General features: G+C 57.7%; 23 protein-coding genes. 12 read left to right on the top strand and 11 right to left on the bottom strand.

Features of this window, described 5'->3' with window-relative positions:
• The first annotated feature begins 14 nt into the window (after nt 1-14).
• Nucleotides 15-635, top strand: a complete 621-nt coding sequence (locus ACR0K5_RS20825) for a GNAT family N-acetyltransferase (protein ID WP_480631461.1) — start codon at nt 15-17, stop codon at nt 633-635.
• 15 nt (nt 636-650) lie between these two features.
• The gene (locus ACR0K5_RS20820; RefSeq protein WP_480631460.1) at nt 651-1,817 is read left to right on the top strand and encodes a DegT/DnrJ/EryC1/StrS family aminotransferase; all 1,167 of its coding nucleotides are present in this window, start codon (nt 651-653) and stop codon (nt 1,815-1,817) included.
• Between the two features lie 17 nt (nt 1,818-1,834).
• Here ACR0K5_RS20820 and ACR0K5_RS20815 read toward each other — a convergent pair whose 3' ends face one another.
• Both ACR0K5_RS20815 and ACR0K5_RS20810 read right to left on the bottom strand, forming a co-directional pair.
• On the bottom strand, nt 1,835-3,316 hold the full coding sequence (locus tag ACR0K5_RS20815) for an oligosaccharide flippase family protein (protein ID WP_480631459.1): 1,482 nt from the start codon (nt 3,314-3,316) through the stop codon (nt 1,835-1,837).
• Between the two features lie 106 nt (nt 3,317-3,422).
• Nucleotides 3,423-3,557 (bottom strand): hypothetical protein, encoded by a 135-nt coding sequence (locus ACR0K5_RS20810; protein WP_480631458.1) that lies wholly within the window; start codon nt 3,555-3,557, stop codon nt 3,423-3,425.
• Between the two features lie 156 nt (nt 3,558-3,713).
• Here ACR0K5_RS20810 and ACR0K5_RS20805 point away from each other — a divergent pair, with 156 nt between their 5' ends.
• On the top strand, nt 3,714-4,976 hold the full coding sequence (locus ACR0K5_RS20805) for a nucleotide sugar dehydrogenase (protein WP_480631457.1): 1,263 nt from the start codon (nt 3,714-3,716) through the stop codon (nt 4,974-4,976).
• Entirely contained in the window at nt 4,969-6,219 is a 1,251-nt protein-coding gene (locus tag ACR0K5_RS20800; RefSeq protein ID WP_480631456.1) for a glycosyltransferase family 4 protein, read from the top strand. Before ACR0K5_RS20805 ends, ACR0K5_RS20800 begins: the two co-directional genes overlap by 8 nt.
• Nucleotides 6,220-6,226: 7 nt before the next feature.
• On the opposite strand, the gene ACR0K5_RS20795 is transcribed toward ACR0K5_RS20800, so the two are convergent.
• From ACR0K5_RS20795 to ACR0K5_RS20760, 8 genes are all read right to left on the bottom strand, one after another.
• The gene (locus ACR0K5_RS20795) at nt 6,227-7,327 is read right to left on the bottom strand and encodes an acyltransferase family protein (protein ID WP_480631455.1); all 1,101 of its coding nucleotides are present in this window, start codon (nt 7,325-7,327) and stop codon (nt 6,227-6,229) included.
• Nucleotides 7,328-7,365: 38 nt separating this feature from the next.
• A complete protein-coding gene (locus ACR0K5_RS20790) occupies nt 7,366-8,913 on the bottom strand; it encodes a hypothetical protein (protein WP_480631454.1) in 1,548 nt (515 codons plus the stop codon).
• Nucleotides 8,914-9,156: 243 nt separating this feature from the next.
• Complete coding sequence (gene xrtD / locus ACR0K5_RS20785) at nt 9,157-10,776, bottom strand: VPLPA-CTERM-specific exosortase XrtD (RefSeq protein ID WP_480631453.1); 1,620 nt, start codon at nt 10,774-10,776, stop codon at nt 9,157-9,159.
• 134 nt (nt 10,777-10,910) lie between these two features.
• Entirely contained in the window at nt 10,911-12,455 is a 1,545-nt protein-coding gene (locus ACR0K5_RS20780) for a hypothetical protein (protein ID WP_480631452.1), read from the bottom strand.
• A 55-nt stretch (nt 12,456-12,510) separates the two neighbouring features.
• Nucleotides 12,511-13,125 carry a polysaccharide biosynthesis/export family protein gene (locus ACR0K5_RS20775; protein ID WP_480631451.1) on the bottom strand — a complete coding sequence of 205 codons (615 nt, stop codon included), beginning with the start codon at nt 13,123-13,125 and terminating at the stop codon, nt 12,511-12,513.
• A gap of 107 nt (nt 13,126-13,232) precedes the next feature.
• On the bottom strand, nt 13,233-15,692 hold the full coding sequence (locus ACR0K5_RS20770; protein ID WP_480631450.1) for a tetratricopeptide repeat protein: 2,460 nt from the start codon (nt 15,690-15,692) through the stop codon (nt 13,233-13,235).
• A gap of 65 nt (nt 15,693-15,757) precedes the next feature.
• Nucleotides 15,758-16,447 (bottom strand): sugar transferase, encoded by a 690-nt coding sequence (locus ACR0K5_RS20765; RefSeq protein WP_480631449.1) that lies wholly within the window; start codon nt 16,445-16,447, stop codon nt 15,758-15,760.
• A gap of 133 nt (nt 16,448-16,580) precedes the next feature.
• Entirely contained in the window at nt 16,581-16,850 is a 270-nt protein-coding gene (locus ACR0K5_RS20760; RefSeq protein ID WP_480631448.1) for a hypothetical protein, read from the bottom strand.
• A gap of 164 nt (nt 16,851-17,014) precedes the next feature.
• On the opposite strand from ACR0K5_RS20760, the gene ACR0K5_RS20755 reads away from it, so the two are divergent.
• From ACR0K5_RS20755 to ACR0K5_RS20740, 4 genes are read left to right on the top strand one after another with little or no spacing between them, the layout of a single operon-like run.
• Nucleotides 17,015-17,968: an ExeA family protein gene (locus ACR0K5_RS20755; protein WP_480631447.1), complete on the top strand. Its 954-nt coding sequence runs from the start codon at nt 17,015-17,017 to the stop codon at nt 17,966-17,968.
• A 1-nt stretch (nt 17,969) separates the two neighbouring features.
• Entirely contained in the window at nt 17,970-19,508 is a 1,539-nt protein-coding gene (locus ACR0K5_RS20750; protein ID WP_480631446.1) for a GumC family protein, read from the top strand.
• A 34-nt stretch (nt 19,509-19,542) separates the two neighbouring features.
• On the top strand, nt 19,543-20,370 hold the full coding sequence (locus tag ACR0K5_RS20745; RefSeq protein ID WP_480631445.1) for a CpsD/CapB family tyrosine-protein kinase: 828 nt from the start codon (nt 19,543-19,545) through the stop codon (nt 20,368-20,370).
• A complete protein-coding gene (locus tag ACR0K5_RS20740; RefSeq protein ID WP_480631444.1) occupies nt 20,351-21,235 on the top strand; it encodes a glycosyltransferase family 2 protein in 885 nt (294 codons plus the stop codon). Before ACR0K5_RS20745 ends, ACR0K5_RS20740 begins: the two co-directional genes overlap by 20 nt.
• A gap of 64 nt (nt 21,236-21,299) precedes the next feature.
• On the opposite strand, the gene ACR0K5_RS20735 is transcribed toward ACR0K5_RS20740, so the two are convergent.
• Nucleotides 21,300-21,845 (bottom strand): VPLPA-CTERM sorting domain-containing protein, encoded by a 546-nt coding sequence (locus ACR0K5_RS20735; RefSeq protein WP_480631443.1) that lies wholly within the window; start codon nt 21,843-21,845, stop codon nt 21,300-21,302.
• Between the two features lie 625 nt (nt 21,846-22,470).
• On the opposite strand from ACR0K5_RS20735, the gene ACR0K5_RS20730 reads away from it, so the two are divergent.
• From ACR0K5_RS20730 to ACR0K5_RS20715, 4 genes are read left to right on the top strand one after another with little or no spacing between them, the layout of a single operon-like run.
• On the top strand, nt 22,471-22,929 hold the full coding sequence (locus ACR0K5_RS20730; RefSeq protein WP_480631442.1) for a GDP-mannose 4,6-dehydratase: 459 nt from the start codon (nt 22,471-22,473) through the stop codon (nt 22,927-22,929).
• A gap of 47 nt (nt 22,930-22,976) precedes the next feature.
• Nucleotides 22,977-24,404, top strand: a complete 1,428-nt coding sequence (locus ACR0K5_RS20725; RefSeq protein ID WP_480631441.1) for a hypothetical protein — start codon at nt 22,977-22,979, stop codon at nt 24,402-24,404.
• On the top strand, nt 24,404-25,426 hold the full coding sequence (locus tag ACR0K5_RS20720; protein ID WP_480631440.1) for a glycosyltransferase family 2 protein: 1,023 nt from the start codon (nt 24,404-24,406) through the stop codon (nt 25,424-25,426). Before ACR0K5_RS20725 ends, ACR0K5_RS20720 begins: the two co-directional genes overlap by 1 nt.
• A complete protein-coding gene (locus ACR0K5_RS20715) occupies nt 25,410-26,342 on the top strand; it encodes a sulfotransferase family protein (RefSeq protein ID WP_480631439.1) in 933 nt (310 codons plus the stop codon). The genes ACR0K5_RS20720 and ACR0K5_RS20715 overlap by 17 nt, the downstream gene beginning before the upstream one ends.
• Nucleotides 26,343-26,351: the final 9 nt, after the last annotated feature.

Here is a 26,351-nt window from a genome sequence, read left to right as displayed (position 1 = left end):
TGGTGACACAAAACATGAAGCTGGCAAAAAAAGGCAAGACACAGCTGATCCTGGGAGCCGCGCAGCGCGGACCGGCGGCTTTGGTCCGGCAGGTCTGGCTGGCCCTGATGGACAGTTTTGTCCGCAAGCGGCATCTGGTTTTCCGGCTGGACGCGGGCAGCCGGAAAGGCGACCCCAAGGCCGGGCAGGTCCGGGAAATCCTGTCGCCGGACGATTTCCCTCAAGACGCGTTGGCCTTGCTGAATGATCCCGAGGCCGCGCATGACTGGGGGGCAATGGGCTGGCTCAAGGCCGGATGGCGGCTTTGGGTGCTGGAAAAAGACGGTCACCTTCAGGCGTTGGCCTGGGTCCGGGATGCCGCCCATAGCCGCGATTTTTTTGTGCCCCTGAATGAGCATGAGGAGCTGTTCTGGCACATCTACGTCCTGCCGCAGTACCGGGGCCGGAATTTGCAGGGCCAGCTTTGGAACGCGATCGTCGCCGACAGGGTGGCCGATGGGGTCCAGGGGTTTTTCACCAATTGCCGGGATTACAATGTGCCCTCCAAGCTCAATATTCAAAAAGTGGGGTTTGTGCCCGTTGGACATTGCGATGAAAGCCGCCTGACACGCCGTCGCGTTTGGCGAAGCTACTAAGGGGCAGGGGGTGAGATGACCACCGACACAGGGAAGAAAGCGCTTTATTGCGGTGATCCGCCAATGCGGCTGGCCAACCTGTTCCGCCGCGATTCCGCAGGCGGATATGCGGCCCTGTTTCAGGACCGTTCGGTTTTCTGGAGCTTCAATACCCGTGTCGCAATCCGGGCGGCCTGCGATCTTCTTGACCTGCAGCCCGGGGACGAGGTTCTGGCCCCAGCCTACAATTGCGGATCGGAGGTTGACCCGCTGATCGACGCCGGTCTTTCGGTCCGGCAGTATCCGGTTGCCGAAGATTTGCTCGCCGATCCGGACCGGATCCAACCTCTGATCACAAGGCGGACGCGGGCCATCTACGTGACGCATTTCTTTGGGGTGATCCAACCCGCCCTGGCAGAGTTGCGCGCATTGTGTGACCGGCACGGTTTGCGCCTGATCGAGGATTGCGCGCTGAGCTTGCTGAGCGGCACCACTCCTGCGGAAGGCCACACCGGTGATGTTTCGGTATTCTGTTTTTACAAATTCCTCCCCGTTCTGGGGGGCGGGGCGCTTGTGATCAACGCTTCGGACCTGACCGCCGGAAATCCGTTTTCGCGGCCAGCGCCGCATAAAAGGGTGGCAAAGACGCTGGCCCGCACCGGTTTGGTCAATGTGCTGGGTCCGCAGCGCATCAGAGGGTTGAAGCAGGCCTTGCGCGGATCGGATCAGGCGGAACCACAGGCTGGTCCTGTCGACGGGCAGCTCGAAGATATCCCGTGGCATTACTATTTCGACCCGGCCCTGCGGAATGCGCGCATGAGCTTCTTTGCGTCACGTCCGCTGCAGGCCTTTTCCGTGTCTCAGGCCATTGCGATCAGGCGGTCGAACTGGGAACGCTATCGGGACTTGTTGGAGGGCATGCCGGGTATACGGATGCTTGTTCCCGAACTTGCGCCCTCGACCTGTCCGCTCAATATGCCGATCATGGTGGACGGCCGGGACCGGATTGTGCAGCGGTTACAGGACCGCGGGATCGGGGCAACGCCCTGGTGGGCAGGGTTCAACCGCAATCTGGACTGGACAGGTCAGGAACAGGCGATGGCGATCAAGGACCGCACTTTGACATTGCCGTTGCACCAATATCTGTCAGCCGCGCATGTCGATCACATCGTATCCGAGCTGAAAGACGCGCTGTCGGCCTGAGCCTGCTGGACGGACCCTCAATGCGCCGCGACGAATCTGGACCTGATCTTGGCCACCAGTTCCAAAACCAGGCTTTCGACACCCTTGGGCTTTCCGGCCAGTTGCCACAGCAGCAGGTGCGTGCCGATATAGGCGAACACCCCGACCAGAACCTTGACCGCAAACCGGAAGCGCAGCAGTGGCAGGTCATCCGCCGTTTCATACGCCCAGCCCACCGCGTCGCCGCTGCCATAGGCGCTGCTGACGAACAGCACAGCCGCGATCATGGCCAGGGTGGATGCAAAAGACCGCCAGGCGACGGTGAGTGGCCCAAAGAAGGTGCGGGTTCCAAACCGTTTCGCGATCATCAGCGTCGTAAAGATCGTAACCAGACTGGCCGCCCCCGCTGCCAGCAGCGCGCCGGTAAAGCCGAACTGAACGCCTTCGCGCATCAGCAGGCAGACAAACACCAGAAGAAACGTGTTCCGGATGAACAGGATCTTGGTCGATCCTTCTATGTAAGAGGCCGACCGGACGTTTTCCTGCAGCGTTTCAAGCGCCTTGAGCGGTGCCAGAATCCAGATCACCTGTGCCACGCCCAGCCATTGCCAGCCGATCACCACGACGACGATGTGATTGGCGACCAGCGCCATCCCAAGCGAAATCGGCAGCACGATTGCCAGTAGCAGCTCGTTGAGCCGGTTGAACGCCTCATCCTGCCGGTCGGTATTGCGGGAAATGTCTGCCAGACCGGGGTAAAGCACGCGCTGCAGGGGGGCAAACAGCTGCGTTGTGACAAGCGTGCTTAGCCTGTTGCCCAGCCGGAAAATACCGGCATCGGCCAGCCCCAGGGTCGCGCCGATGATGAGCTGTGGCATGTTGTTCGAAAAGAACAACGAAACCTGAGCACCCGTGGTCCAGACCGAAAAGGACAAACAGTCGCGCCAGCGGGCCAGAGACAGCCGCACGGTCATGGGGGCCATGCTGAATGTCAGGATACTGCGGGTCACAAGTGCACAGAAGCTGGCGACAATGATGGCCCAGAAATCACCCCACAGCCAGGCCAGGCTGATGGCGATGATCGAATACACGATCCGGCTTATAGTTTCTTCTCCGGCCGCGAAACTGAAGCGCAGCTTGCGTTCGAACAGGACAAAGCGCGAGCTTTTCAGGGCGATGATCAGGGACAGGACACACAGCACCGGGGCAAGCTGGATCAGTTCGGGTATGTCCAGAAGGGTAAGCAGAGGCTGGGTCGCGTAGAAAAACAGCGCCCCGGCAAGACCGAGGATCACCTGAAAGGTGAACACTGTGCTCAGGTGTTCCTGGGTGACGTCGTCAAGCCGTATGAGAACGACGGCGATCTGCCGCTGCATCATCTCAAGAAAGGCCGTTGCAACCAGGAAATAGGCGGCGATGCCGAAATCTTTGGGCGTCAGCAGCCGGGCGGTTACGATCAGGGTGAGCAGCCCCAGCACTTGCCGAAACAGGCTGGAGGCAAACAATGTGGTTGCACCCACCGCAAGAGTGGACGTGCGGGAAGATGTGCTTTTAGCTGGAGCAGGATCGGACGGCTGCTTCACGTTCTTAACTTTCCAAACTCATAACAAACGACGCATTGCTGCGTTAGTGTTTCCAAACCGGCGACCCTTTGGGATGCCCCGAGACGCGCAGGATCGCGATTCTGGTATTCTGACCGGACGACTGATAGGTGCCCACATAGTGCTGTTTTGTATGTGCCTCGCAACGATTTTGTTTCATGTATCAGAGGATACTCGTATCTCGTACCAGTAGATTGAATTCTGCTTCAAAGTGTACTCTCAATTGGTGTCATGAATTGGACAGCAAATATAGAAAGAAACCAAGCGTGACGGTTTGCATGTCTTTGGGTGCTGAGTTTTAGAGCGGTATTACAGTATGAAAATTGCGATTTTTGGTTTGGGGTATGTGGGCTTTACGGCGGCGTGCTGTCTGACCCGTGAAGGGCATGAGGTGGTTGGTGTCGATGTGAACGCCGACAAGGTGTCCGAAATCAATGCGGGGCAGCCCCCGATCAAGGAACCCCAGGTGGCTGAGTTGCTGACCGAAGCGTTGGCCAGGAACCTGATCCACGCCACGGTTGAAATTCCGGACTTGTTCGATGTCGATCTAGCCATTGTCTGCGTCGGCACGCCCAGTTCCACTGATGGTTCACACAACATGAATTTCGTGGCCGAGGTGACGCGCCAGATCGCCAAGGCCGTCTCACCCGACCGGGCGCGGCCGCTGACTGTGGCCTATCGGTCGACCTTCCGGCCCGGCACGGTGCGGCAACTGATCGAGCCGATCTTCCAAAGCTATCTGGGCGACCATACGGCGCAGGCGATTGAGATCGTCTATAACCCTGAATTTCTGCGCGAGGCCTCGGCGGTGGAGGATTTCTTCAACCCGCCCAAGATCGTTGTGGGCACCGCCGATGGCAACCGATCCGCAGTGATGGATGAGATGCATGAAGGGCTGGATGCGCCGGTCTTCTACACCGCCTTTGAAGAGGCCGAGATCACCAAATTCGTCGACAACACCTGGCACGCGACCAAGGTGGCCTTCGCCAATGAGATTGGCCGCATCTGCCACAGCATGGGTGTATCAGCGAAAACCATGCACGAGATTTTCGTCTCGGACACCAAGCTGAACATCTCATCCTATTACACGCGTCCGGGCGGTGCGTTCGGGGGGTCCTGCCTGCCCAAGGATGTGCGTGCGTTGCAGCATATTGCTGGTGAGGTGGGCGCACATACCCATCTGATCGACAGCCTGTTGCAGACCAATCAGGCGCACAAAACCTATCAGGCGCAGGACATCATGGCGCGGCTGCCAGAAGGAGGCCGTGTGTTGATGGCCGGGCTGGCTTTCAAGGCCGGAACCGACGATCTGCGTGAAAGCCCCAATGTCGATATTGCCCGGCGTCTGCTACAGGCGGGGTATCAGCTGTTGGTCTATGATCCGGCCATTAAACCGGCCGATCTGCGTGGCCAGAACCTGGGTTATACTTTTACCCACCTGCCAACAGTGGGCAGCCTGTTGGTGGATCGTGCCACCGCCGAGGCCGGACCATGGGATCTGGTGATCGGTTCAAACCGGATCATCAATGATTTGGACCTTGGCGATGCAGAGGTGGTGAGAACCTATGAATATGACTAGCCCCGTATCCGCCATTCAGCCGGTCTCGTTTGACGAGCTGCGCCAGAGCCAGCCCCTGAAAGGGCTGAAGGTTCTGATCGTGGTCGAGAATCTGCCCGTGCCCTTCGACCGCCGCGTCTGGATGGAGGCGCGCACGCTGGCTGCCGCAGGCGCGCTGGTCTCGGTCATCTGTCCCACCGGCAAAGGCTATGAGGAACGCGTGTGGGAAGACGAGGGGATCAAGGTCTATCGTCATCCATTGCCGTTGGATGCCAGCGGCGCGCTGGGGTATCTGCTGGAATATGGCGCGGCGCTGTTCTGGGAAAGTTGGCTGGCGCTGAAGATCAAGTTCACCCGCGGATTTCATGTCATCCATGGCTGCAACCCGCCCGATCTGATCTTTCTGGTGGCGCTGCCGTTCAAACTTTTTGGCGTGCGTTATCTGTTCGATCACCACGACATCAACCCCGAGCTTTACGAGGCGAAATTCAATAAGCGTGGTTTCTTCTGGAAGCTGATGAAGACGTTTGAGCGGCTGACCTTCGCTTCGGCCCGAGTGTCGATTGCCACCAATGAAAGCTATCGCAAGATCGCCATGGAACGCGGCGGCATGGCGCCTGAGGATGTGTTTATCGTCCGCTCGGGCCCCGATCTGAGCCGCCTGCAGCATCTGCCGCCGAACCCGGATTGGCGCAATGGGCGGAAACATATGGTGGGCTATGTCGGCGTGATGGGCGATCAGGAAGGGATCGACCTGCTGCTGGAATCCGTGGCGCATCTGGTGCAGGGGCAGGGCCGTGATGACATCCAGTTTTGTCTTGTGGGTGGTGGTCCCAGCCTGGACAAGCTGCGGGAACAGTCCGCCGATATGGGTCTGTCAGATTATGTCACCTTTACCGGGCGTGCCCCGGATCACGATCTGTTCGAGATCCTGTCGACCGCGGATGTCTGCGTAAACCCGGACCGGGTGAACGAGATGAATGACAAATCGACCATGAACAAGATCCTCGAATATATGGCATTTGAAAAACCCATCGTTCAGTTCGATGTGACCGAAGGCCGGTTCTCGGCACAGGAGGCCTCGCTTTATGCAAAGGCCAACGATCCGGTGGATATGGCGGACAAGATCACCGAACTGCTGGCGGATGAGGAACGCCGCGCTGTCATGGGCCGTTATGGGCGTGCCCGGGTCGAGGCTGAAATGGCCTGGCCGCATCAGGTGCCTGCACTGATTGCGGCTTATAAGCGGATCTGGAAAGGGTAGGGCCCGCCTATTTGGCGACTTGCTTGGTCTTGATGCGCCCCGGCACTTTGATCCGGTGCCGCAGTTTCATGGCCGGGGCTTCAACCAGATGCCAGGACAGAACGGCGCAGATCAGGGTGAAGGGCATCGCGATGGCCATGTTTATGGCAGGGGTCGTGACCCCCGATTGCGCCACAAGCTGCTGGATGGGAAAGGCGTAAATGTAAACGCCATAGGAATAGTCGCCCAGCCGGTTGTAGCGCAGCAGCAGCGGTACTTTGGCGTATCCGGCAAAGAACACCGCATAAGACAGGCTGACAGCAAACACGGGCATGAACAGCGGTGTGAACCAGGCGACGACGGTCACGGCTGTCACCGCGGCAAGCACGCCCCAAGACAGAGGGATTTTGTCGCGCCAGATGTAAAACACCATTCCGGTGAGGAATGTCAGCCCAAGCTCCGCAAGTTGATCGATGCGCGGGTTAAGCTGCAAAGCCATCGTTGCGGCATAGATGCACAGGAACAGCAGCGTTATTCCGGCAAAGGCCTTTCGGTTTCTAAGCAGGCCAAGAAGGCCGCAAATAAAGACACCAATATAACAGGTGACTTCATAGGACAACGACCAGAGCGAGCCGTTGATCCCGGCCCCGCCGGGGTTGGATTCGAACACGCCGGGCAGGTCGTATTTCAGATCGAACAACAGCATGTTGCGCGCGAAATACTCGCCGGTCGCGGCCCAGAACACAGACGGATCAGCATCGGTCACCACAAAACCGGCCACCAGGATGGTCACGACAAGCACTGTGGCAAGGGCGGGAAACAGCCGTAAGACCCGGGCGGTCAGGAACGAAACCACGGATGATTGCCGATCAAAGCTGCGCGTGATGAAGAATCCTGAAATGGCGAAGAAAATCCATACGCAGACCGTTCCCAGTGTCAGGCCGTGCAGCAGGTTTTCGAGGGGCTGGGGGGCCTTTCCGCCCCAACTGATGGGATAAGCGTGCGACACCAGAACACCGCTGGCCGCAAGAATGCGGATCAGGTTGAAATTGTTATCGCGACCGTCCGCGCGGTCCGCGATGAACCTGGCGGTCCCTGTGGGTGATATGCTCGCAGCGCTTGCTTTCATCTATGGGTCTCTGGGTCAATCATATCCTGAAGGCGGGGCTATGGGGATGTTGCGCGTTGATACAGCGTCCACGGCTCGGCTGCGGCCAGTATCCTGAAACCATCAACCTGTTGCCGGAAGGAATCCACCGCACAGACCACGACAGTTTCCGCCTTTGCCTGTGACAGGACAGCCAGCGCCGAGGGCACCGTGTATTCCGTATCCCCGCTGATCTGCCGGGTTGCCGTCTGGATATCGTTCAGTGGCCCGACCAGCCGAATGGGCTGCTGTGTGGGATTGGCGAATGTCGGCACAGCGGTCCCGTTGAACACCATGAGAAACGACAAGGGGATACAGCTGGGCCTGAACATCTGCGGGTTTCTGGTGTCCTCCAGATAGGCCCCCGCACCCAGGCTGAGCGTGTCGTGCGTGTTGAGCGCGTCGAGGAAGGCCGCGTAGTTCCTACCATCCTGATACCACCCGGTGGTCAGCACCAGATTTCGAACCAGCAACAGCCCGGCAAGCGTTGCGATCGCTGCCTGCCGATACGATAGTTTTGCATCCGGATTCAGAGACAGGCTGGCCGCCAGAAGCGTCAGCAGCAGAAGCGGGGTCCGCTCGCTGAGATGTCCGACCCCAAACAGGTTGGGCGGTATGATCACAACCAGCACGGCGCAAAGCGTAACGGCAAGCTTCATGCGTTTGTCGATGTGCCAGACACCGGCCAGCAGGCCGCAGATTAGCGCGCCCCACAAAATAACGCCGAACCCATAGTCGAACGAGCGCCAGGTTGAATCCGCTACCCGCAGAAAGCCGTCGATGCGCAGGAAAACCTCGGTACTCAGCCGGTCCCACAGGGTTCCTTTTTCCGCATGCGCCAGCAGGTTTGAAACCGGTGAGGCTGCGCCGCCACCCGCGGTTTTCGTCTGCAGGAACAGCAGAACCGGGGCGACGGCAATCAAAGCCAGTCTGCCGGCCCGTCGTGCAAGGGCGGCAAACCCCGAATGCCCGGCCCGAAGCGCAAGCGACAGCTCGACCATGCCCAGGATCAGACCCCAAAGCGCAAATGCAAAGCCGTGGATGAAAAACAGCAAAAGACCCAGAACAGCCGTCACCAGCAACTGGCGCGCCGGATGGTTCTGCGTCGCAATCCAGTATCCGGTCGCTGCTAAAAGAACGCCTAGGCCCAGCAGAAAGTTCGAAAACCCCCAGATCAGGATGTGATTATAGGCCACCAACCCGGCCAGCAGCACGTTCAGCGTCGTGATCCGGCCATGCAGGACATACGATAGGTACAGAACACCGGCAAAGGGCGCCGCGATGATAAGCCCGGCAATCAGCTTGGCCCCAAGCAGCGGATGCAGCACCTTCATGATGCTCACCCCCACAATATCGAGGCCGAGATTGGGCAGCAGTTGCCAGGCGGATTCGTAGTACTGTTGCAGCGCATTCGAATCCGGCAGGTTTGCCAGAACATAGTAGCGCGCAATATGGGCGTAGAAATCGGTCAGAGGCAGGACGGGTGTCACGACCAACGGAACAAGACTGACGCATATGGTCAGTATCAGCACCATGCGCTGGCCGTCACTTCGGATCGACGTATTCATCTCTGCCGTACACTCATACTTTTCATATACTCAATAATCAGAACGTTTTGTCGGCGAATAATCAGAACCACCTCACCATACAGTTATTAGGCTCGGAAGTGGTTTGAAATTTTAGATACACCTGTCATGCGGCAAAGGTTTGGCAGCCGTGTAAATTGATCGTGTTCTGGAAATATCTCCTTCACATGCGCCGTGCTGAATAGGGGAAAGAAATGGGTTGGTCACTCATATCTGGAATGGCTGTCATTGCGGGACAAAGCGGGGCAGCGGCCTCAGGCTGGGTTCCATGAAACGCTGCAGCCTGGCATCCGCGTCAGCCTCGGTTTCGCCGGGCAGGATGGGGGTCACGAAGCGGATCAATGCGCCATCGGTCCGGCCCATGGTGAACCCGTCCTGAATGACGCTTATCTTGGCGCGGAAATCGTTGACCATGCGTTTGCCGCGCTGTTCGAACCAGTAATAGACAAGCTGCTTTGACAGCTCTTTCTGGATCACCGCGCGATTCACGGTAAAGGTGCCATAGGAGGTATTGCCGGGATTGATTTCATAGGGTTCCAGACTGAAGATTTCCCAGCCGCCGACCGGCAGACAGACCTCGGGCGAATGGATGCCATCGCCATCGGTTTGCTTGTTGTAGAAGGCCACGAACATGTTCACGAAATCACCGGACCCGGTGTCGATATAGGTGGCATTGAGATAGTCGTCCGCGCCCAGGGTCTGTTCGACCTTGGGATCAAGGCTGGTGGTCGACCCGGACCAGTCACCAAGCTGGCGGGGATACAGGACAAATGGATCGCGTTCGATGGGCTGCACGTCCGCGTCGGGCCGCAGGGTCCAGGCGGTTGATACCGCAAGGGTCAGCAGCGCCGCCAGCGCCAGCGCGACCGAGGCGCGAATGCTGAAAATACGCAGCGCGATAGCCCCCAGCCCGTCGGTATCCAGATCGATTGTCTCGGCAAAGGGTTTTGGATCGGGGGCAAGGCGCTGCAGCCCGATCGCCATGAAAAACAGAATGGCCACGCAGAGCAGGAAGATGATCCAGCCTTCGAAGAAATGCATGAACCCTTCGGCCTGTTCGATGCCGTGATGGTTGACCAGAACGCCGATCACGCCGATGCGGACCGAATTCATGAGAACGGTCAGCGGAGCGGCCGAGATCAGCAGCACAGCCTTGTGCCAGACCGGGCCGCGATAGAGCAGGGCGAACAGGTACGAAAAGCTGAGGATCGGGAACAAGTAGCGCAGTCCGGAACAGGCCTCGGCCACCTGCAGCTTATAGACCCCCAGATCGATGACATTGCCTTCGATAAAAACCGAGACACCGGCCAGCTGTACGAACCAGACCCCGAGTTCGGACGACACCCATTGCAGAAAGATCGTCAGCTTCCAATAGACGAACTGCGGCAAGGGCAACATGAAGACCAGATGGATCACGGGTAGTTGGTGGTACTTGCCACGCTGCCAGCCGAACACGATCAGCATGACGCCGCCCGTCCAGATGATCATCGCATAGGTGACGATATCCGGAATGCGCGCCAGATTGCCGAGAATGGCAATGGCCAGGGCCACGACAATGATCGCGATGCCCGGCCAGCGGTCATAAACGGCTGGAGTGGCGGGCGGGTAATTGCGCAGCTCGCGCAGGAACAGATACAGCGAGATGATGGGGATCAGCGGTCCGTGGCTGTATTCAGGGGTGCTCCACGCCGCGCCCAGCGAGACAATCCCGATCCAGAAAACGGGGACCGATCCGACCAGCAGCAGGACAAACCAGAACAGTCCGGCGGCGTTGATGGCCGGCAGGGACATTCGGGCCGCCTCAATCACCTTGTTACGGCTGTCTTTCGATTCGAAATGCTGCATCGCTTTTCATCATGCACAATCGGATGTGATCTGGAATTCCGGTGGTTCGGGGTCGCGGGCTTTTGATCCTGCGTGGAAACAATCATCTTATTTGGGTGGGTTTGTTCGAAATTACAGACTGCTGTGAAAACCGGTCAGGGTTTTAGGATGAACCGCCGCCCAAGGGTTAAAAAGACCGAGCTTGAACTTGCGGTAAAGCCGTTCTGGTCATCCCTTTCGTATTGATATCCGACGTTCACCGCCCAGTCCCGTGTGATCGCGCGCGTGTAAGACGCGTTGAATGTGCCGCGTTGGCGTGGGTTCGACGGACCGGATCCTTCGGTTTCCTGGTCGATGAAATCAAGGCTGAAGGACAGACCGGACACTGAGTTGATGGAATAATCATATGTCAGGAAGGCCAGTGTCTGGCGGGTTTCCAGACTGTCGGTGCTGGTGCCGACCCGGCGCTGGATCGTCGCCCCGATCCGGGAACTGGGCAGCCGGTACGAATAGTCGATCTGACCGATCGGGGTGATCTCATCAAACGGTCCTCGGGTGAACCCGACATTGAAACCCAATGATCCATTGGCCCGCCGATAGCTGCGTCCGGCGGTGGCATTAAGTCTGGAGCCGTTCACCCCAAAAATCTGGTCAATCTGCACATCGGCATTGCCGTCGGCCAGCGTCTTGTTCCAGGCAAAATTCCAGACGAAGTCTTCAGTGACATTATTCGTATTGGTGGCGCGTTCCGTGTCATCAACCTGGGTGTATCCGGCATTGGCGGTGACCGTGGTTATGGCAGAGATATTATAGGTCCCGCCCGCTGTGACGGTCGTTGTCTGCCGGTCGGTTTGCACGCTGTCATCCGCCGTAAAATCTTCGTAACTGACCCTCAGATTTCCCTGCAGAACTGGTGAAAACCTGAACAGCGTGGTTGCGGTGTAGATGTCTGAACTGTTCTCGAACAGATTTGGATCGATTGTATTGCTATAGCGGCGTTCGCGGTGGCTGTAGTTGAACTGGAACCCCAGAGGGGCGTTCAGGCCCACGGCCCAGTCCAGATTTGCGCGGGTGTTGACCTGATCTCCGACGGTGCCGATCACGTCGGCAGAGTCGATGATCCCGTCGAAATTGGTGTCTGTCAGCGATCGGTTGAAGGCCAGATCCTGTTCGGTATAGTCCAATATCAGACCAAGCTGGCTGTTCGACCGGGTGCGCTGATATGCCAGCTGCGCGGATGGATCTGAAAACGACGATTCCGTCCCGATGATCGGCTCGTTGGCGATCCGGTACAAACCCGACAGATCAAGGGCCAGAGTGGAATCCGAGGCTTGCCTGAGGACGCTCAGGGCAAGCGTGTTTTCCCACCATGTTGTCGACCCGAGCGAAGGGTCGGTCAGCCTGAGGTTGTTGTCATGCCGGAGCGATGTCAGATAATCCAGCGTGACGCTCAAACCCGATCCCGTGCCGGTCGCCAGACCGGTTGTGGGCAGACCAACCTGCCGGGCCGGGTTCTGCTGGGCCCGTTGCGTGATCAACTGCTGGCTGGGCGTCTGCTGGACAACCGTTGACGGCACGGTTGTCTGTTGCAGGGTCGTTTGCGCCGAAGCTGTTGGCTGTGCCGTCGCCTGCTGTACGGGGGCCTGCGGTATCTGGGTCTGTTGCCCGATTGCCGGTGTCAGCGAAACTGCAAAAACCACCCCGCCCCCCAGTGCGGTGGATAGCCTGTTCCTGGATTTCCCCACCTGTAAGCCCCTATTCGAACAAGCGGCGTGCTGGCACGACAACAACGTCTCCGGGTCTAAGTACTGTATTTCCCTGAATACCCCCGCCCGAGCCATTGTAATTGTAGGTATATCTGTTCATCACGCCTGTTTTAGTGTCAGCCCGGCGCAATTCTATGCGCTTGCGAGCCGCGAAATTGGTCAGGCCACCGGCCTGCGCCAAAACCTGAAGAATGGTCGTTCCCTCGGTCGCCAGATGCTTTCCGGGTACGTTGACCTCGCCCATTATGAAAACCTCGATCGTCGGCCCAGTCGGGGCCAGCCCGCCCAGCAACGGCGGCGGCGCAAGAGATGCGACCGAGATGAATACGGTCGGCGGTGTATTGAAATTTCTGGACAGTGCCGAAGAGAGGGATGAGCTTAGCCCGTTGGTGGACTGACCGGCGGCCCGCAATGAGCCGACCAGAGGAAAATTGATAGAGCCATCGGGCAGAACCAGAATGGTCCGGTTGAGGGTAGGATCTTCCAGAACCTCGACCTGAAGTGCATCGCCCGGCTGGATTTGATATGAGCCTTGCGCCCATGATCCCGTTGCCACGACAATGGCAATGACAAGAGTGATCAATGATCCGATAACTGTACGCATATTCAAATCTTTCACTTTTTCTCTTCGTTTATGCCCGTACGCAACTTTCTAGACAATCCAAAGGATGTTTGAAGCGGGCAAGATGCGGCAGAAATACAGCGCTCTTTTTATTGCCCGGCGACGTTTGCCGCGCTCAATTGTTCGATTTCCTCCTCAAGTGTCGGGGAAATATCCAGCGCAACCCCGGTCTTTTGGGCAGCCTGAAAGGCGCGCATGGCTTCGTCTGTCCGATCAACCGCGGCATAGGCTTTGCCCAGATGATAAAGAACCAAGGGCTGATCTGGGAAGGCTCTGGCCGCAGGTTCGAGGTAAATCAGCGCCTCTTCATAGCGGCCCAGCCGATAGGCGACCCAGCCATAGGTGTCCTGATAGGCGGGTATTCTTGTGCCGCGCAGTCGCCGCGCCAGATGCTGCGCCTGCTCCAAGCTTTCATCATCGCTGCGGTGGGTTGTCAGAAGGCTTGCCAGATTGTTGGCCACAACCAGAGACCGGTTGCTGAGCGGGTACAGCGTTTCATAGACTGCAATCGCCTGATCCAGTTCTCCGGCGCGTTCGTGTTCTGCCGCCTGCAGCATCAGAAGTTCCGGGTTCTCGGGCAGGGCGGCCAGTGCCTCATCCAGCAAGGCGCGGGCCTGCTGGGGCTGTTCGCGCTGAATTTGCAGCGAAAACAGAGAGGTCCAGGCGCGGGCCGCATTCGGGTGATCCTTAAGGATGGCGCGGTAGAGCTGTTCGGCATCGTCAAACTTTCCCTCACCGGTCAGAACGCGGGCTTTCACAAACCGCAGGATCAGCGAGCCCGGGTCTTCTGCAAGCAACTCATCAAGGCGTTCGGTAGCACCGGCCACGTCGCCCTGTGCCAGCATCAGCCGGATGAGGGCAATATCGGCGGACAGCCCGAATTCAGGGTCATTTGCCAGTTCCTGCAGAAAGGCTTCCAGTTCATCCTTGCGTTCCTGGGTCGCCAGCATCTGCGCTTTGATCTCGTTTGATCGCCGCAATGCATCGGGATCGTCCAGAGCGCGGACAGTGTTCAGCACCACCTCGAGCCGTTCCCAGTTCTGCAGGTTCAGATACACGGTGCCGAGTGCCAGCAACAAATCCGGGTTCTCAGGATTTTGCTGCAGGGCGTCGATCAGAATACGTTCGGCGATTTCCAGATCGCCTCCTGAAACCAGGTGCTGGGCATAGTTCAGCGTCTCTTCCGGTGCGTTCTGGGACACCTCTGTCGCAAGCGCCAGCATTTCACCCATCAGTTCCCGGTCGCCGTTGCGCTCATGCGCGCGGGCCATCAGGGTCATCAGCTGCGAATCCCGAGGGGTCTGGTGCAGCGCTTCGCGCAACAGCACGATCGCATCGCCGGTTTGTTCTTCCTCGATCAGCCAGGCGGCCTTCAGTTTTACCGCTTCGGTCTGTGTTGGGTCTTCGGTCAGAACCTTTTCGATCACAGCTCGCCCCTCGTCGGACTCGCCGACAATCAGCAGCATCCGGGCGAGTTCCACTTCGCTGTCGCGGGTCTGTGTGGTGCGTTCGGCACCTTCAAGCAATTCCCGCATCTCGCCAAGCGCGGTTTGCGTGTCACCAAGCTGGAACTTCAGCGCCGCCCGCATGGTCTTGAAGCGCGGTGCATTGGTCCCCCCGGTCGCAATGATGTCATCCAGTTCGGCAATTGCCGCGTCAGAGCCACGGTGCTCTGTCAGAAACGCGATGAGCCTTTGTATCGAAAACGGATCCTGTGCCTGTGGGTCTGCCTGATCGCGCAAAACACCTTCGGCGGCTTCCAGATTGTTCTGGTTGACATAATGCTCGAACAGCATCTGCTGCACGCTGGTATCTTCGGGGAAGATCTGCAGCATCTGCATCAGCTGCTTTTCGATCTCTTCGGGTTTTTGCAACTCCTGCAAGGCACGCAGCCGAATGGCATATAAATTGCTCTGCTCCGGGGCAAAGCCAAGGGCCCTATCGGTTTGCTCTAACACAGCCGCCCAATCCTGGGTCCGGACCAGATCGTCGATGACAATCTGACGCGCAGTCATCAGATCGGGGCGGTCATTCAGGATTTCATGGGCCGTGTCGATGGTGCGGGCTGCTGCGGCATCGTTGTTGGCCTTGACCGCATCGGTATAGGCCAGCGTGTTGTTGAGCGATTTGATTTCGATGTCATCGGGGGCAAGGTCCTTTGCCGCCCCGGCATAGCGGCGCAGGTCTTCCCAGTTCCCTATACCCAGGGCCATTTCCGCCAAAGCGCGATGGCCTTCAAGGTTGTCCGGATATTGCTCGACCAGCAGCAGATATTGCCGGTATGCGGCTGAGATATTGCCGCGGTCGCGTTCGAGCCGGGCAAAGGTCAGGCGCGCCTCTTTGTGCTGGCCGTTCAGCTTGAAGACATTCCTGAATTCGACCAGCGCGCGTTCGACATCGCCGTTTTCCAAATGGGTCAGACCGGCCTGGAAATGCGCTTCTGCCCGCTCCTCGGCTGAATCGCAGGCACTGAGAACCAAAGACAAGGCGAAAAAGACAATCGCCAGACGATTGCTGGCCACAAGGGATATTCTTCTTATGATGGACATGCTCATTACCCGGCGCCGAAGGAAAGGTGGTTGGCCTGGATTACACCCGGCAGCGGGTCAGGCCGTCAACAGCCGGTGCCGCGCAGCACAACGGAAACCGTCCGCATCAGGATGGAAATATCCGAGGTGAAAGACATGTTCTTCCAGTATTCGGTATCGTGATGCGCACGCTCGGCGAACGAGGAATTGTTCCGCTTTGAAACCTGCCATGCCCCGGTAATGCCGGGAAGCATCGAATAGTAGGTTGTGCTGGGATAGATGCTTTGCTGGTTCACCATCATCGGCCGGGGGCCGATCGTGGACATGTCACCCACAAGCACGTTCCAGAATTGCGGCAGTTCATCCATCGAGGACTTCCGCAGGAACGAGCCGAACTTGATAATGCGCGGGTCATTGCGCAGCTTCTGATTCCGATCCCATTCCGCGCGTGCTTCGGGATTGGCTGCCAGATGGTCCTTCAGCACCGTCTCGGCGTCATGCACCATGGTACGTAGTTTCAGCAGCTTGAACACCTGACCGTTCTTGCCGACCCGTTCCTGCCGATAAAACGGCGTAACGCCTTGGAAGGCCAGAAATACAGCAAGAGCCAGAACCACCGGCGCGACAAACGGCGCCGCAAATAACACGAATGCAACGTCAAAGATGCGCTTCCCTGTGCTTCTATAAAACCCCGAAGACTGTGCCGGGGCCCGCATAACAGAGATGTTAGGGTAGCCCGCGCCAGCGTTGGCCACCTCTTTCGAATGACTTGTCACTATTTAAACCCCCAACACACAACTCATACCCGAGAACCACTTACAAAACTTAGGAACTTACTACGCTCAACCTCAAACTTACTTATATAAGAAAAGTATTATATTTTTATGTCTGATTAAGTTCTGCCTCTGCTTACATCACAGGCAGACCTCCTTTGCCAAGTGTTAACAAATTCCTGCCCGCTTGCAAAACATTAATCATAAAAGGGGTTGTCCCAAGTGCGTGACAAACCAGACCTGCAGAAGGCTGCCTCCGCAAAATTTTTAGACCAATCGGGGAGTGTATGCAGGATATTTGTTCGAAAAAGCGGATAATAGGCAAGGTTTGGCGGCTTTGGTTCCAATTTCGGAAATCAGATGTATTTCTGGCAGGCGGCGTCTTCAGAGACTCGGTGCCGCTCATTTAGGCGGCCTGTGTAAAGACATTGGGAAACAATGATTTGGATTTTACCGGATTGAAAGGGGCAAAGCGTCAATTTGGAAGCTGTGAATTTTAGTAATGCTCACTATCTTGATTTTATGGCAGAGTAGTCACCAAGTGTTTTTTAGTTCATGTGATAATCTGCATTGTATAAGGGTTTACTGGTGGTTCAGGGTACGATTTCAGATGATTTCAGGGGGGCCAGGATCAGGTTTGACAATGCGGAAGGCAACCGTGGTGCTATGGCGTCCAGTGACGGGTTTTATCTAGAATTCTTCGGGCTTGACCGGCGGCCCTTCACACTGCTTCCGGATCCCGGGTTCATGTATTGGTCGCCGCTTCACAAGCGTGGCTATTCGGTCCTGCAATTCGGGGTCATGAGTTGCGCACCGATTACCGTGCTGACGGGTGAGATCGGCGCGGGAAAAACGACGCTGGTTCAGCATCTTCTGAGCGAAATGGAGCAATCCATCACCGTTGGGCTGATCTCAAACGCTCAAGGCGGGCGGGGAGAGCTGTTGCAATGGGTGTTGCACGCCCTGGGTTTACCGATCGAGAAAGATGCAACCTATGTGCAGCTGTTTCGGGCGCTGCAGGATTTTCTGGTCTCGGAATATGCCGCAGGGCGCCGGGTGGTTCTGATCTTTGACGAGGCGCAGAACCTGACCGTCGAAGGTCTGGAAGAAATACGTATGCTGACCAACATCAACGCAAACACGGATGAGCTGATCCAGCTTGTTCTGGTGGGACAGCCCGAGTTGCGCGATATGGTTCTGGACCCTAAAATGCGGCAACTGACGCAAAGGGTGGCGGCAAGTTTTCATCTGGAACGGATGGATGAGGCCTCGGTCAAAGCCTATATCAGGCACAGGATGAAGACCGCTGGTGGCTCGGGAGAGGAATTCACCGAAGACGCCTGCAAGCTGATTTTTCAGCAGACCCGTGGTGTTCCGCGTCTGGTGAACCAGTTTTGTGATTTCGCCTTACTCTATGCCTGGACAAGTGAAGCGGACAAGGTGAATGAAGGCGTCGTCAATCAGGTGGTCGAGGATGGTGTGTTCTTTGGCGGCAACTCTCTTGAGAAGGAGCTGACGGTCTGAGATGGGTCCGGTTCGTTACTATTTTTCCATTTTTCTAAGGCGGCTTCCGTATTTCCTTGTTGTGGCGCTGGTTGTTTCGGTGACGTCCGTCATCGTCGCGATGACCTTGCCGCCGACCTATGTGTCGCAGATGCGGCTGATCGTTGAGTCGCCTCAGATTCCGGGCAACCTTGCGGCCAGTACCGTCAATACCTCGGCCGGCGAACAGTTGCAGATCGTTGAACAGCGTCTGCTTACACGGCCGGTCCTTCTGGATATCGCCCGCCAGATTTCCGTATTGCCCGACCAGAGCGAGGCAACCCCGGATCAAATTGTTGACGCGATGCGGTCGAGCACCCGAATCCGCATCAACTCGGGCCTGAACCAGGCCAGCCTGATGAGTATTTCTTTTGAGGCCCGGTCCGGTCAGATTGCCGCCGGGGTGCTCAATGAATACCTGACGGAAATCCAGAAGCTCGACGTGTCTTACCGCAAAGGGCGCGCGTCAGACACGCTGAGCTTTTTCCAGCAGGAAGTTGAGCGCCTTGGCAACGAGTTGGATAAACGCAGCGCCCGTATTCTGGAATTCGAGAGAGAGAACTCCAGCGCCCTGCCAAGCAGCCTGCAGTTCCGGCTGGCGCAGCAAGGGGCGTTGCAGACCAACCTCGAACAAACGGATCAGCAGATTTTCTCAAAAAAAAGCGAGCGAGAAAAACTTCTGGAGATTTACGGTTCGACCGGACAGATCGTTGGCATAACGCAGCAAAACAAAACACCCTCGCAGTTGCAGCTGGAGCAGTTGAGGAACGAGCTTGACTCGAAGCGCGCGATTTATTCGGAAGCCAATCCACAGATACGGCTTCTGCGGGCCAGAATTGCCAAGCTGGAAGAGACGGTGGCTGCCGAGCAGGCGGCCAGTGCTGTGCCGACTAACCCTCAGACGGGCAATTCGACGCTGGATCTGCAACTGGCCCAGCTGGATTCCCAAATTTCGGCGCTTGAGGACCAGAGGGTTTCGATTGCGGATCGCCTTGCCAAGCTGACGCTGACGATCGACCAGACCCCGGCCAACGCGATCACGTTGGCGGAACTGCAGCGGGATCATGACAACATCCAGGCCCAGTACAACAGTGCTGTCGACCGTTTGGCCGCAGCATCGACTGGTGAGCGGATCGAAGTGACCTCGCAGGGTCAGCGCATTTCGGTGATCGAATATCCCGTGGCACCAAGTTCGCCGACAAAACCCAATCGCATGTTCATTGCCGCAGGGGGCATTGCCTTTGGGATCTTGCTGGGCGCGGCTTTAGTTCTGTTGTTGGAGCTTCTGAACCGCTCCGTGCGCCGGCCCGAAGACCTGATTAACAAGCTTGATGTATGGCCGATCGCAACCATTCCCTATGCGCCCTCTCGTGGCGAGATGATCCGGCGCCGGGTCGCCTGGATAATGGTTGTCATGGCTATTCTGATCGGTGTTCCCGCTGCGGTCTGGGCCGTGCACACCTATTATTTGCCGCTGGATCTGATTGCTGAAAAAGTGATCAACAAGTTGGAGGTTTTTTAGTGATTTTCGCTCCTACAGGATTGGATAGGGTGTAATGGACCGTCTTCAGGAGGCAATTCGCAAGGCCCGCGATGAGCGTGCAAGCCGCCAGACAGAGCCGCCCGAGCTGCCCAAGGCGCAGCAGCAGCCTGTTCCATCGGAAAGCCAGGGTGGGGTCTGGGATGCTCTGCCCGAGTTGCAGATTGACCAACATCTGATTACACGCAATCGCCTGATTGCCTATCACGGAGGAGCTGAAGCCGCGCCTTATGACATGTTGCGGACAAAGATGCTGCAGCAGATTCAGTCCAACGGCTGGCGACGTGTGGCCCTGACTTCCCCCTACAGCGGGTGTGGCAAAAGTACAGCAGCCGCCAATCTGGCCTTTAGTCTGGGACGGCAGGAGGACCTGCGTACGGTCGTCATTGATTTTGACATGCGGCGTATGGGGTTGGCCGAGATCCTGCGACAGGCGGGTGACCATAGTATGGCCGATGTTATTCACGGAGACATCTCGTTCCATCAGCATGCGCTGCGCCATGGCCAGAATGTCATCTTCGGGCTGAATTACTCCTCGACACGCAATCCGGCCGAGGTTTTGCAAAGCCGGGCAATGATCGAAACGCTGGAACGGATCGAAGAAGAGTACCAGCCGGATATCATGCTGTTCGATACCCCGCCGCTGATGGCAAGCGACGACAGCCACGGGTTTCTCAAGAACGTTGACTGCGCCCTGCTGTTGGGTGCGGCCGAGGAAACCAGCATCGATCATATCGATGTGGCCGAACAGCAGTTGGCGGAGCTGACAAAGGTCATGGGCATCGTGCTGACCAAATGCCGCTATATCAGCGAGGCTTTCGGTTATGAGTACGGCTCTTACTGATCCGGGTCCGGCAGATGCGGTCATAATTCCCCATTACAACGATCTTCCCAGGCTCGAGCGCTGCCTGCGGGCGCTGATGGAAAATGACATCGCCAACACTGAAATCGTGGTGGTGGACAATGCCTCACCGGTTTCGCTGGACGGGATAAGCCAGGCTTTCCCGGAGGTGCGGTTCATAACCGAAACCCAGAAGGGCGCAGCGCATGCCCGCAACAGGGGCGTGGCTGAAACCACGGCGCAGCGGTTGTTTTTCATCGATGCCGATTGCGTGCCCGCGTTTGACTGGCTGACGGTTGGCCGCGGGATTGCAGATCGGGCCGATCTGATCGGGGGGCGGGTCGATGTCTTTGACGAAACCCCACCGCCACGCAGCGGTGCCGAGGCGTTTGAGGCGGTTTTTGCCTTCAACTTCCGCCGATATATCGAGGTTCAGGGATTTTCCGGCGCGGGCAATCTGCTGACCCGGCGCGATGTGTTCGACGCGATTGGCGGGTTTATCAACGGTGTCTCGGAAGATCGGGAATGGACCATGCGGGCGGTGTCGCGCGGGTATACTCTGATCTATGAAGACCGGTTCAGGGTCAGCCATCCGTCCCGGCAGGACTGGCCCGCGCTCAAGACCAAATGGCGGCGGACAACGCAGGAAGCCTATCAGTTGAACGGCGGTGGATTGGCCGCACGCCTGCGATGGGCGCTGCGCGGTTTGGCTATGCCCGCCAGTGCGGTGGTGCATACCCCCAAAGTTCTGACAAGCCGTAAACTGGCGTCACCGGGCGAGACCCTGAAGGCCGTTGTGACGCTGATCCGGTTGAGATGCACGCGCATGATTTGGATGCTGCGGCAGGCGACCGGTGGCAAAATCTGATCCAGACATGAAAAAGGGCCGTGTCCCGGCCCTTTTAACATAACATCTGTTATGGGTGATTCCCTTATGCCATCATTTTGCGGCGGCGCATCAGGCCCAGCCCGCCAAGCGCAGTCAGCAGCAGTACACCGCCAGCAGGCAGCGGAACCGCAGCCACATCAAAGTCGAAGCCGATCGTTCCGCCATTTGTCGGAGTGGCCGAAGACGCCCATGAGAACACCAGGGTCTGGTTCAGGCTGGTGCTTGCGCTGCTGAAGATCGTATTGAGCGTCGTCTGGAAGCCGTTGCCCAGGATCGTGGCCGTGGCAAATGGCACACCGCCGGGGTTGGCGGTATCGACCCAGCTCATGGTCAGGCCGGTGAACAGGCCAAACACATTGATCGTAACCGACGCGTTCGCCTTCCCGCCCAGCGGATCAACGGGCGAAAAGAAATCCACCGAGTAAGAACCGGGGCCACCCGGGCTTGTTGCGGTCCCGATAAACAGGTTGTCGGATGTAATGTCGTAAGGACCTGCACCAGTTGTCACCGTTGTTACGGCGCTTGCAGTCCCGGTCATCAACACGGCGGCTGCCAAAGCGAACGCCATCGTCTTTAAGGATTTAAGCATCAATTCCACCCTCGTAACTCATTAATTTGGTGCACCGCAAAAAGTTCAGCCCTCGACGGCACCCGTTAAGACTTACTTAACAACTACATATTTTCTCACTTGGATGCGAGCGTTTTTATCAAAAATATGGTTTTTTTGTGTTTGCTTAGATGGCTTTAGGGTCCCAATAACCGATTGAGGCGGGCACTGTTTCCCTATGGTGAACGATCTTCCGCTATATGCACTTGGCCCGCCAGCCGATTCCCGCAGCAATCGAATGCACTCATGCCTGCAAATCCCGGCACTGGCCCTGCCCGCCCTCTTTCAGAGAATCCAGCGGGTTCAACGCAGCGTCTTTTGACGGGTTCGGAACAATATCGGCGCGATTCCCGGATTGTTGCACTCCCCGTCAGCGGCGGGTTCCGAGGGCTGCATCCGGCGGGAAAAAATCATGAAATCCGCAACGCTTTCATATTTATCCTTCGTCACCCCAAAAACTTCGTGTAGCGTCGGACAAGATGTACATACTGAGTACAGGCACTCAATTTTGCAGCCGAATTCTGTATTTTATTCGTTTGTAGTGTCTGGCCGTTTTTAAAACCGATGCGCGCTGATGCCGGTCGGGACTTAACTGCAGAGAACGCTGATGAACGCGTCTGATTTTGACCACAACGACATGCATCCCGATGACGGGCGCGTGGTATCCAATTTCATCGTGCAGGCCCTGAACGGTGAGCCGACCACCATTTACGGCGATGGCAGCCAGGCCCGGTCTTTCTGTTTCGTGTCCGATCTGATCGGCGAGCTGATCAAGCTGATGGAATCCCCCGAGGACGTCACCGGGCCGATCAATCTGGGCAATCCGGTCGAGATGAGCATTCGCAAACTGGCCGAAACCGTGATCCGCCTGACCGGGTCGAAATCCGAACTGGAGATGCGCCCGCTGCCTCAGGACGACCCGATCCAGCGCCAGCCGGATATCACCCGCGCCCGGGAACAACTGGACTGGGCACCACAGGTGGCGCTGGAAGATGGGCTGAAAGCCACCATTACTTATTTTCAGCGCATAGCTGTGGCAGCGGAGAACGCTGTAGAACGGATATGAACGTATCTGTTCCCTCTGATAAATCATCTTGGAGGGTTGGGGCATTTTTGCTGCTTGCCTTGGCCGTGCTTGCCTGTTTGTCAGCGCTGCTGATCAATGGCGGTCCTCTCTATTATTATGACACCGGCAGCTATATCCGGCAGGGCAACGTGGCGCTGAACAGTTTGCTACCGATGGTGAACGAAGGCGGCGGCGCGGCGGGCGGGATACGCGCGGATCAGGACAGTACAGCAACCGGTTCCCGGTCGCTGATCTACGGTCTGGTCATGGCCCTGTTCTTTCGCGCCAACGCCCTGACGGCCATTCCGTTCTTTCATCTGGCGGGGGTTTTGCTGGCAGTATGGCTGTTGGTACGGGCGGCCAGCCGGTCGCTGGACGGAGGCCAGAACACAACCCTGATGATCACGGTTCCGTTGCTGGCCGCCGCTATCACCTCATTGCCTTTTTACATCGCCTATATGATGCCCGACATCTTCGCGCCCATTCTGCTGATCGTCATCGCGGCGCTGACAGCGTTCGGCCGCACAATGCGGGTTTGGGAACTGCTGCTGATGTCGGGCCTGGCTGTGTTTTCCGTCGTTTCGCACCCGTCGCATCTGGCCATCGCCGGTCTTATGGTGCCGTTTGTCATTCTGGCCGCGCTGACTGTCAAAGGCCCGGGGCGCTGGCGGGCCGTGACGCTGGTTGTGATGGTTCTTGCGCTTGCCGTCGCCGAACGCAAAGCCTTTCAGATCACCGTGGAAACCAGAACGGATAAAGAGGTCGTCTATACCCCTCATATCACCGCGCGGCTGATCGTCGACGGGCCGGGCATGGACTATCTGAACGAGGTTTGTCCGGATGAAAACATCCCGACCTGCGCCCTGCACGAAGCGCTTTCGTGGTCCGATGACCCCTACCGGCTGACAGCCTCGCATATCATTTTCGAACGCTCCCCCCGGCTTGGGTCATTCCGGCTCATGTCAGCGGAAGATCAGAAAAATGTGGCACTTTCCCAGCGCGAATTCGCCAAGTCGGTGTTTCTTTCGCGCCCCGTCGCCACGTCTCTGGCACTGGTCGAGAACGGCTATCGCCAAATCCTGCGCGACAGCGTCAGGATGACAATCCCGACCGAGCGGGCACTGGACAATGCCCGCCATCTTGCCCGGCTGGAAGATTCTCAGGTGAATATGATTCAGGGCGGCCTGTTGTCGAAGGATCGCGGGTGGATTGCGGCGGCCGATATTCTGCACGGCACCCTCTATGCTGCATCCTTTGCAGTCATTGTGGTTCTGTTGCTGATACCGCGCAGCGTGCCACGGGACATCAAGCTGTTTGCCCTGTTCATCCTGATCGGAATTGCAGTCAACGCGCTGGTTTGCGGTGGCGTGTCGCAGCCGGCGGACCGCTATGGCGCGCGCGTGATGTGGTTATTGCCGTTTACCGCAGTCTTTCTTCTTGTCGTAAGGGTGCAGGCCGCCAAAAAGGATTTGTGATGTCGGATCAGTCTCTGTCCATAAGTGTCGTCATGCCCGCGTACAAGGCCGAGCATCTGTTGCCGCGCGTCCTGACGCCCCTGATTGAAATGCTGAACGCCGGTCAGGTGCAGCAGGTGCTGGTTGTGGATGATCAATCCCCCGACGGCACCGCCGCGCTTGCGCGTGAAATGGGGGCGACGGTTCTGACAACGCCGGTCAATGGCGGACCCGGCGCGGCGCGCAATCTGGCCGCGGAACACGCCACGGGCGACATCCTGTGGTTCGTCGATTCCGACGTCATCGCCTGGCCTGACGGGCCGGAGCATATCTGCCGGGCCATGTCCGGGGATAATGTCGGGGCGGTGTTCGGTTCTTACGATGACGCGCCGGACGGGCAGTCGTGGTTTTCACGCTACAAGAACCTTCTGCACCGCTATCACCACCAACGCGCACGGCGCGAGGCGCGGACCTTCTGGGCCGGGTGCGGTGCCATCCGGCGCGATGTGTTCCTTGAGGTCGGCGGCTTCGATGTGAAGACCTATGAGGTGCCTTCGATCGAAGATATCGAGCTGGGCTATCGGATCGCCAATGCCGGATACCGCATCCTTGTGGAACCGCTGTTGCAGGGCAAACACCTGAAAGTCTGGACCATACGCAACAGCCTGAGCACCGACATCTATTGCCGCGCCCTGCCCTGGGCCCGGCTGATGATTTCGCGCGAAGGGCTGACGGATGATCTGAACACCTCGATGGCCGAACGGGCGCGGGCGGCAATTGCGGGCTTGTTGCTGCTGTCGATACTGGCCCTGCCGGTCTGGCCGGGGGTCTGGCCCCTACCCCTGCTGCTGCTGGCGGCGGCTCTGGTCGCCAATTTCGATCTGGTGCGCACGATGGCGGGGCATGGCGGGCCGTGGTTTGCGTTCAAATGCCTGCTATATCATCAGGTCTACTACGTCTATTCGGCCACCATCTATGTCTGGTGCCTGTTCGAATATCACGTGTTAGGGCAGAAGCAGAAACTCCATGTCACCCGGAACTGAAGCCACGGATCATGCGGCACGGATGCCGGATTTCCTGATCCTGGGGGCCGCACGGGCCGGGACGACGGCGCTCTATAGTTATCTGCGGCAAAACCCGAGCATCTTCATGCCCACGGCGAAAGAGCCGAATTTCTTCGCTTTTGAAGGGGAGCCGCTGAATTTCGCGGGCCCGGGCGCGGATTACGTCAACAACTCGGTCACGCAGATCGAAGATTATCACGCCCTGTTTGCCGATGCCCCGCCGGGCGCAATCTGTGGCGAGGCGTCCCCGCTTTATCTCTACGCCCCCAAAGCGCCAGAGCGCATTTATCGCCGCATCCCGCAGGTGCGCATGGTGGTTATCCTGCGCAATCCGATTGATCAGGCCCTGTCCCATTACCTCTATGCGGTGAAACAGCGGATCGAGCCGCTGGAGGATTTTTCCGCAGCGCTGGATGCCGAAGACGAGCGCCTTGCCGCAGGCTGGCAGCCCCTGTTCGGATATTCCCGCTTTCCGCTTTATGCGCAGCAATTGTCGCGTTATTTCAACCTGTTCGACCGCAGCCAGTTCCTGATCCGCACCTATGAAGACTTTCAGAACGACCCGGAAGATGTCCTGGACAGCATCACCGCATTCATCGGGGCCGATACCGGTTTCCGGCCTGATCTGTCGTCACGGGTCAATGCAGGCGGTGTGCCGCGCAGCCGTCTGTTTCAGGACTTTCTGATGAAACCCAACCCGATCACCGGCATGATCGCCCGCGTCATGTCGCAGGAGTTGCGCTGGAAAATCCGGGACCGGCTGTCGCAGTTCAACCTCAAACGCGGGGTCGAGATGCCGGACCGTGCCCGCGCGATCCTGCGCGAAAGGCTGCTGCCTGAAATCGAGGATCTGGAACACCTGCTGGACCACGATCTGAGTAGCTGGCGGGTCTGATCGCGCCCA

The organism is Ruegeria sp. AB9, assembly GCF_056542585.1.
This window is presented reverse-complemented; position numbering and strand designations above follow the sequence as displayed.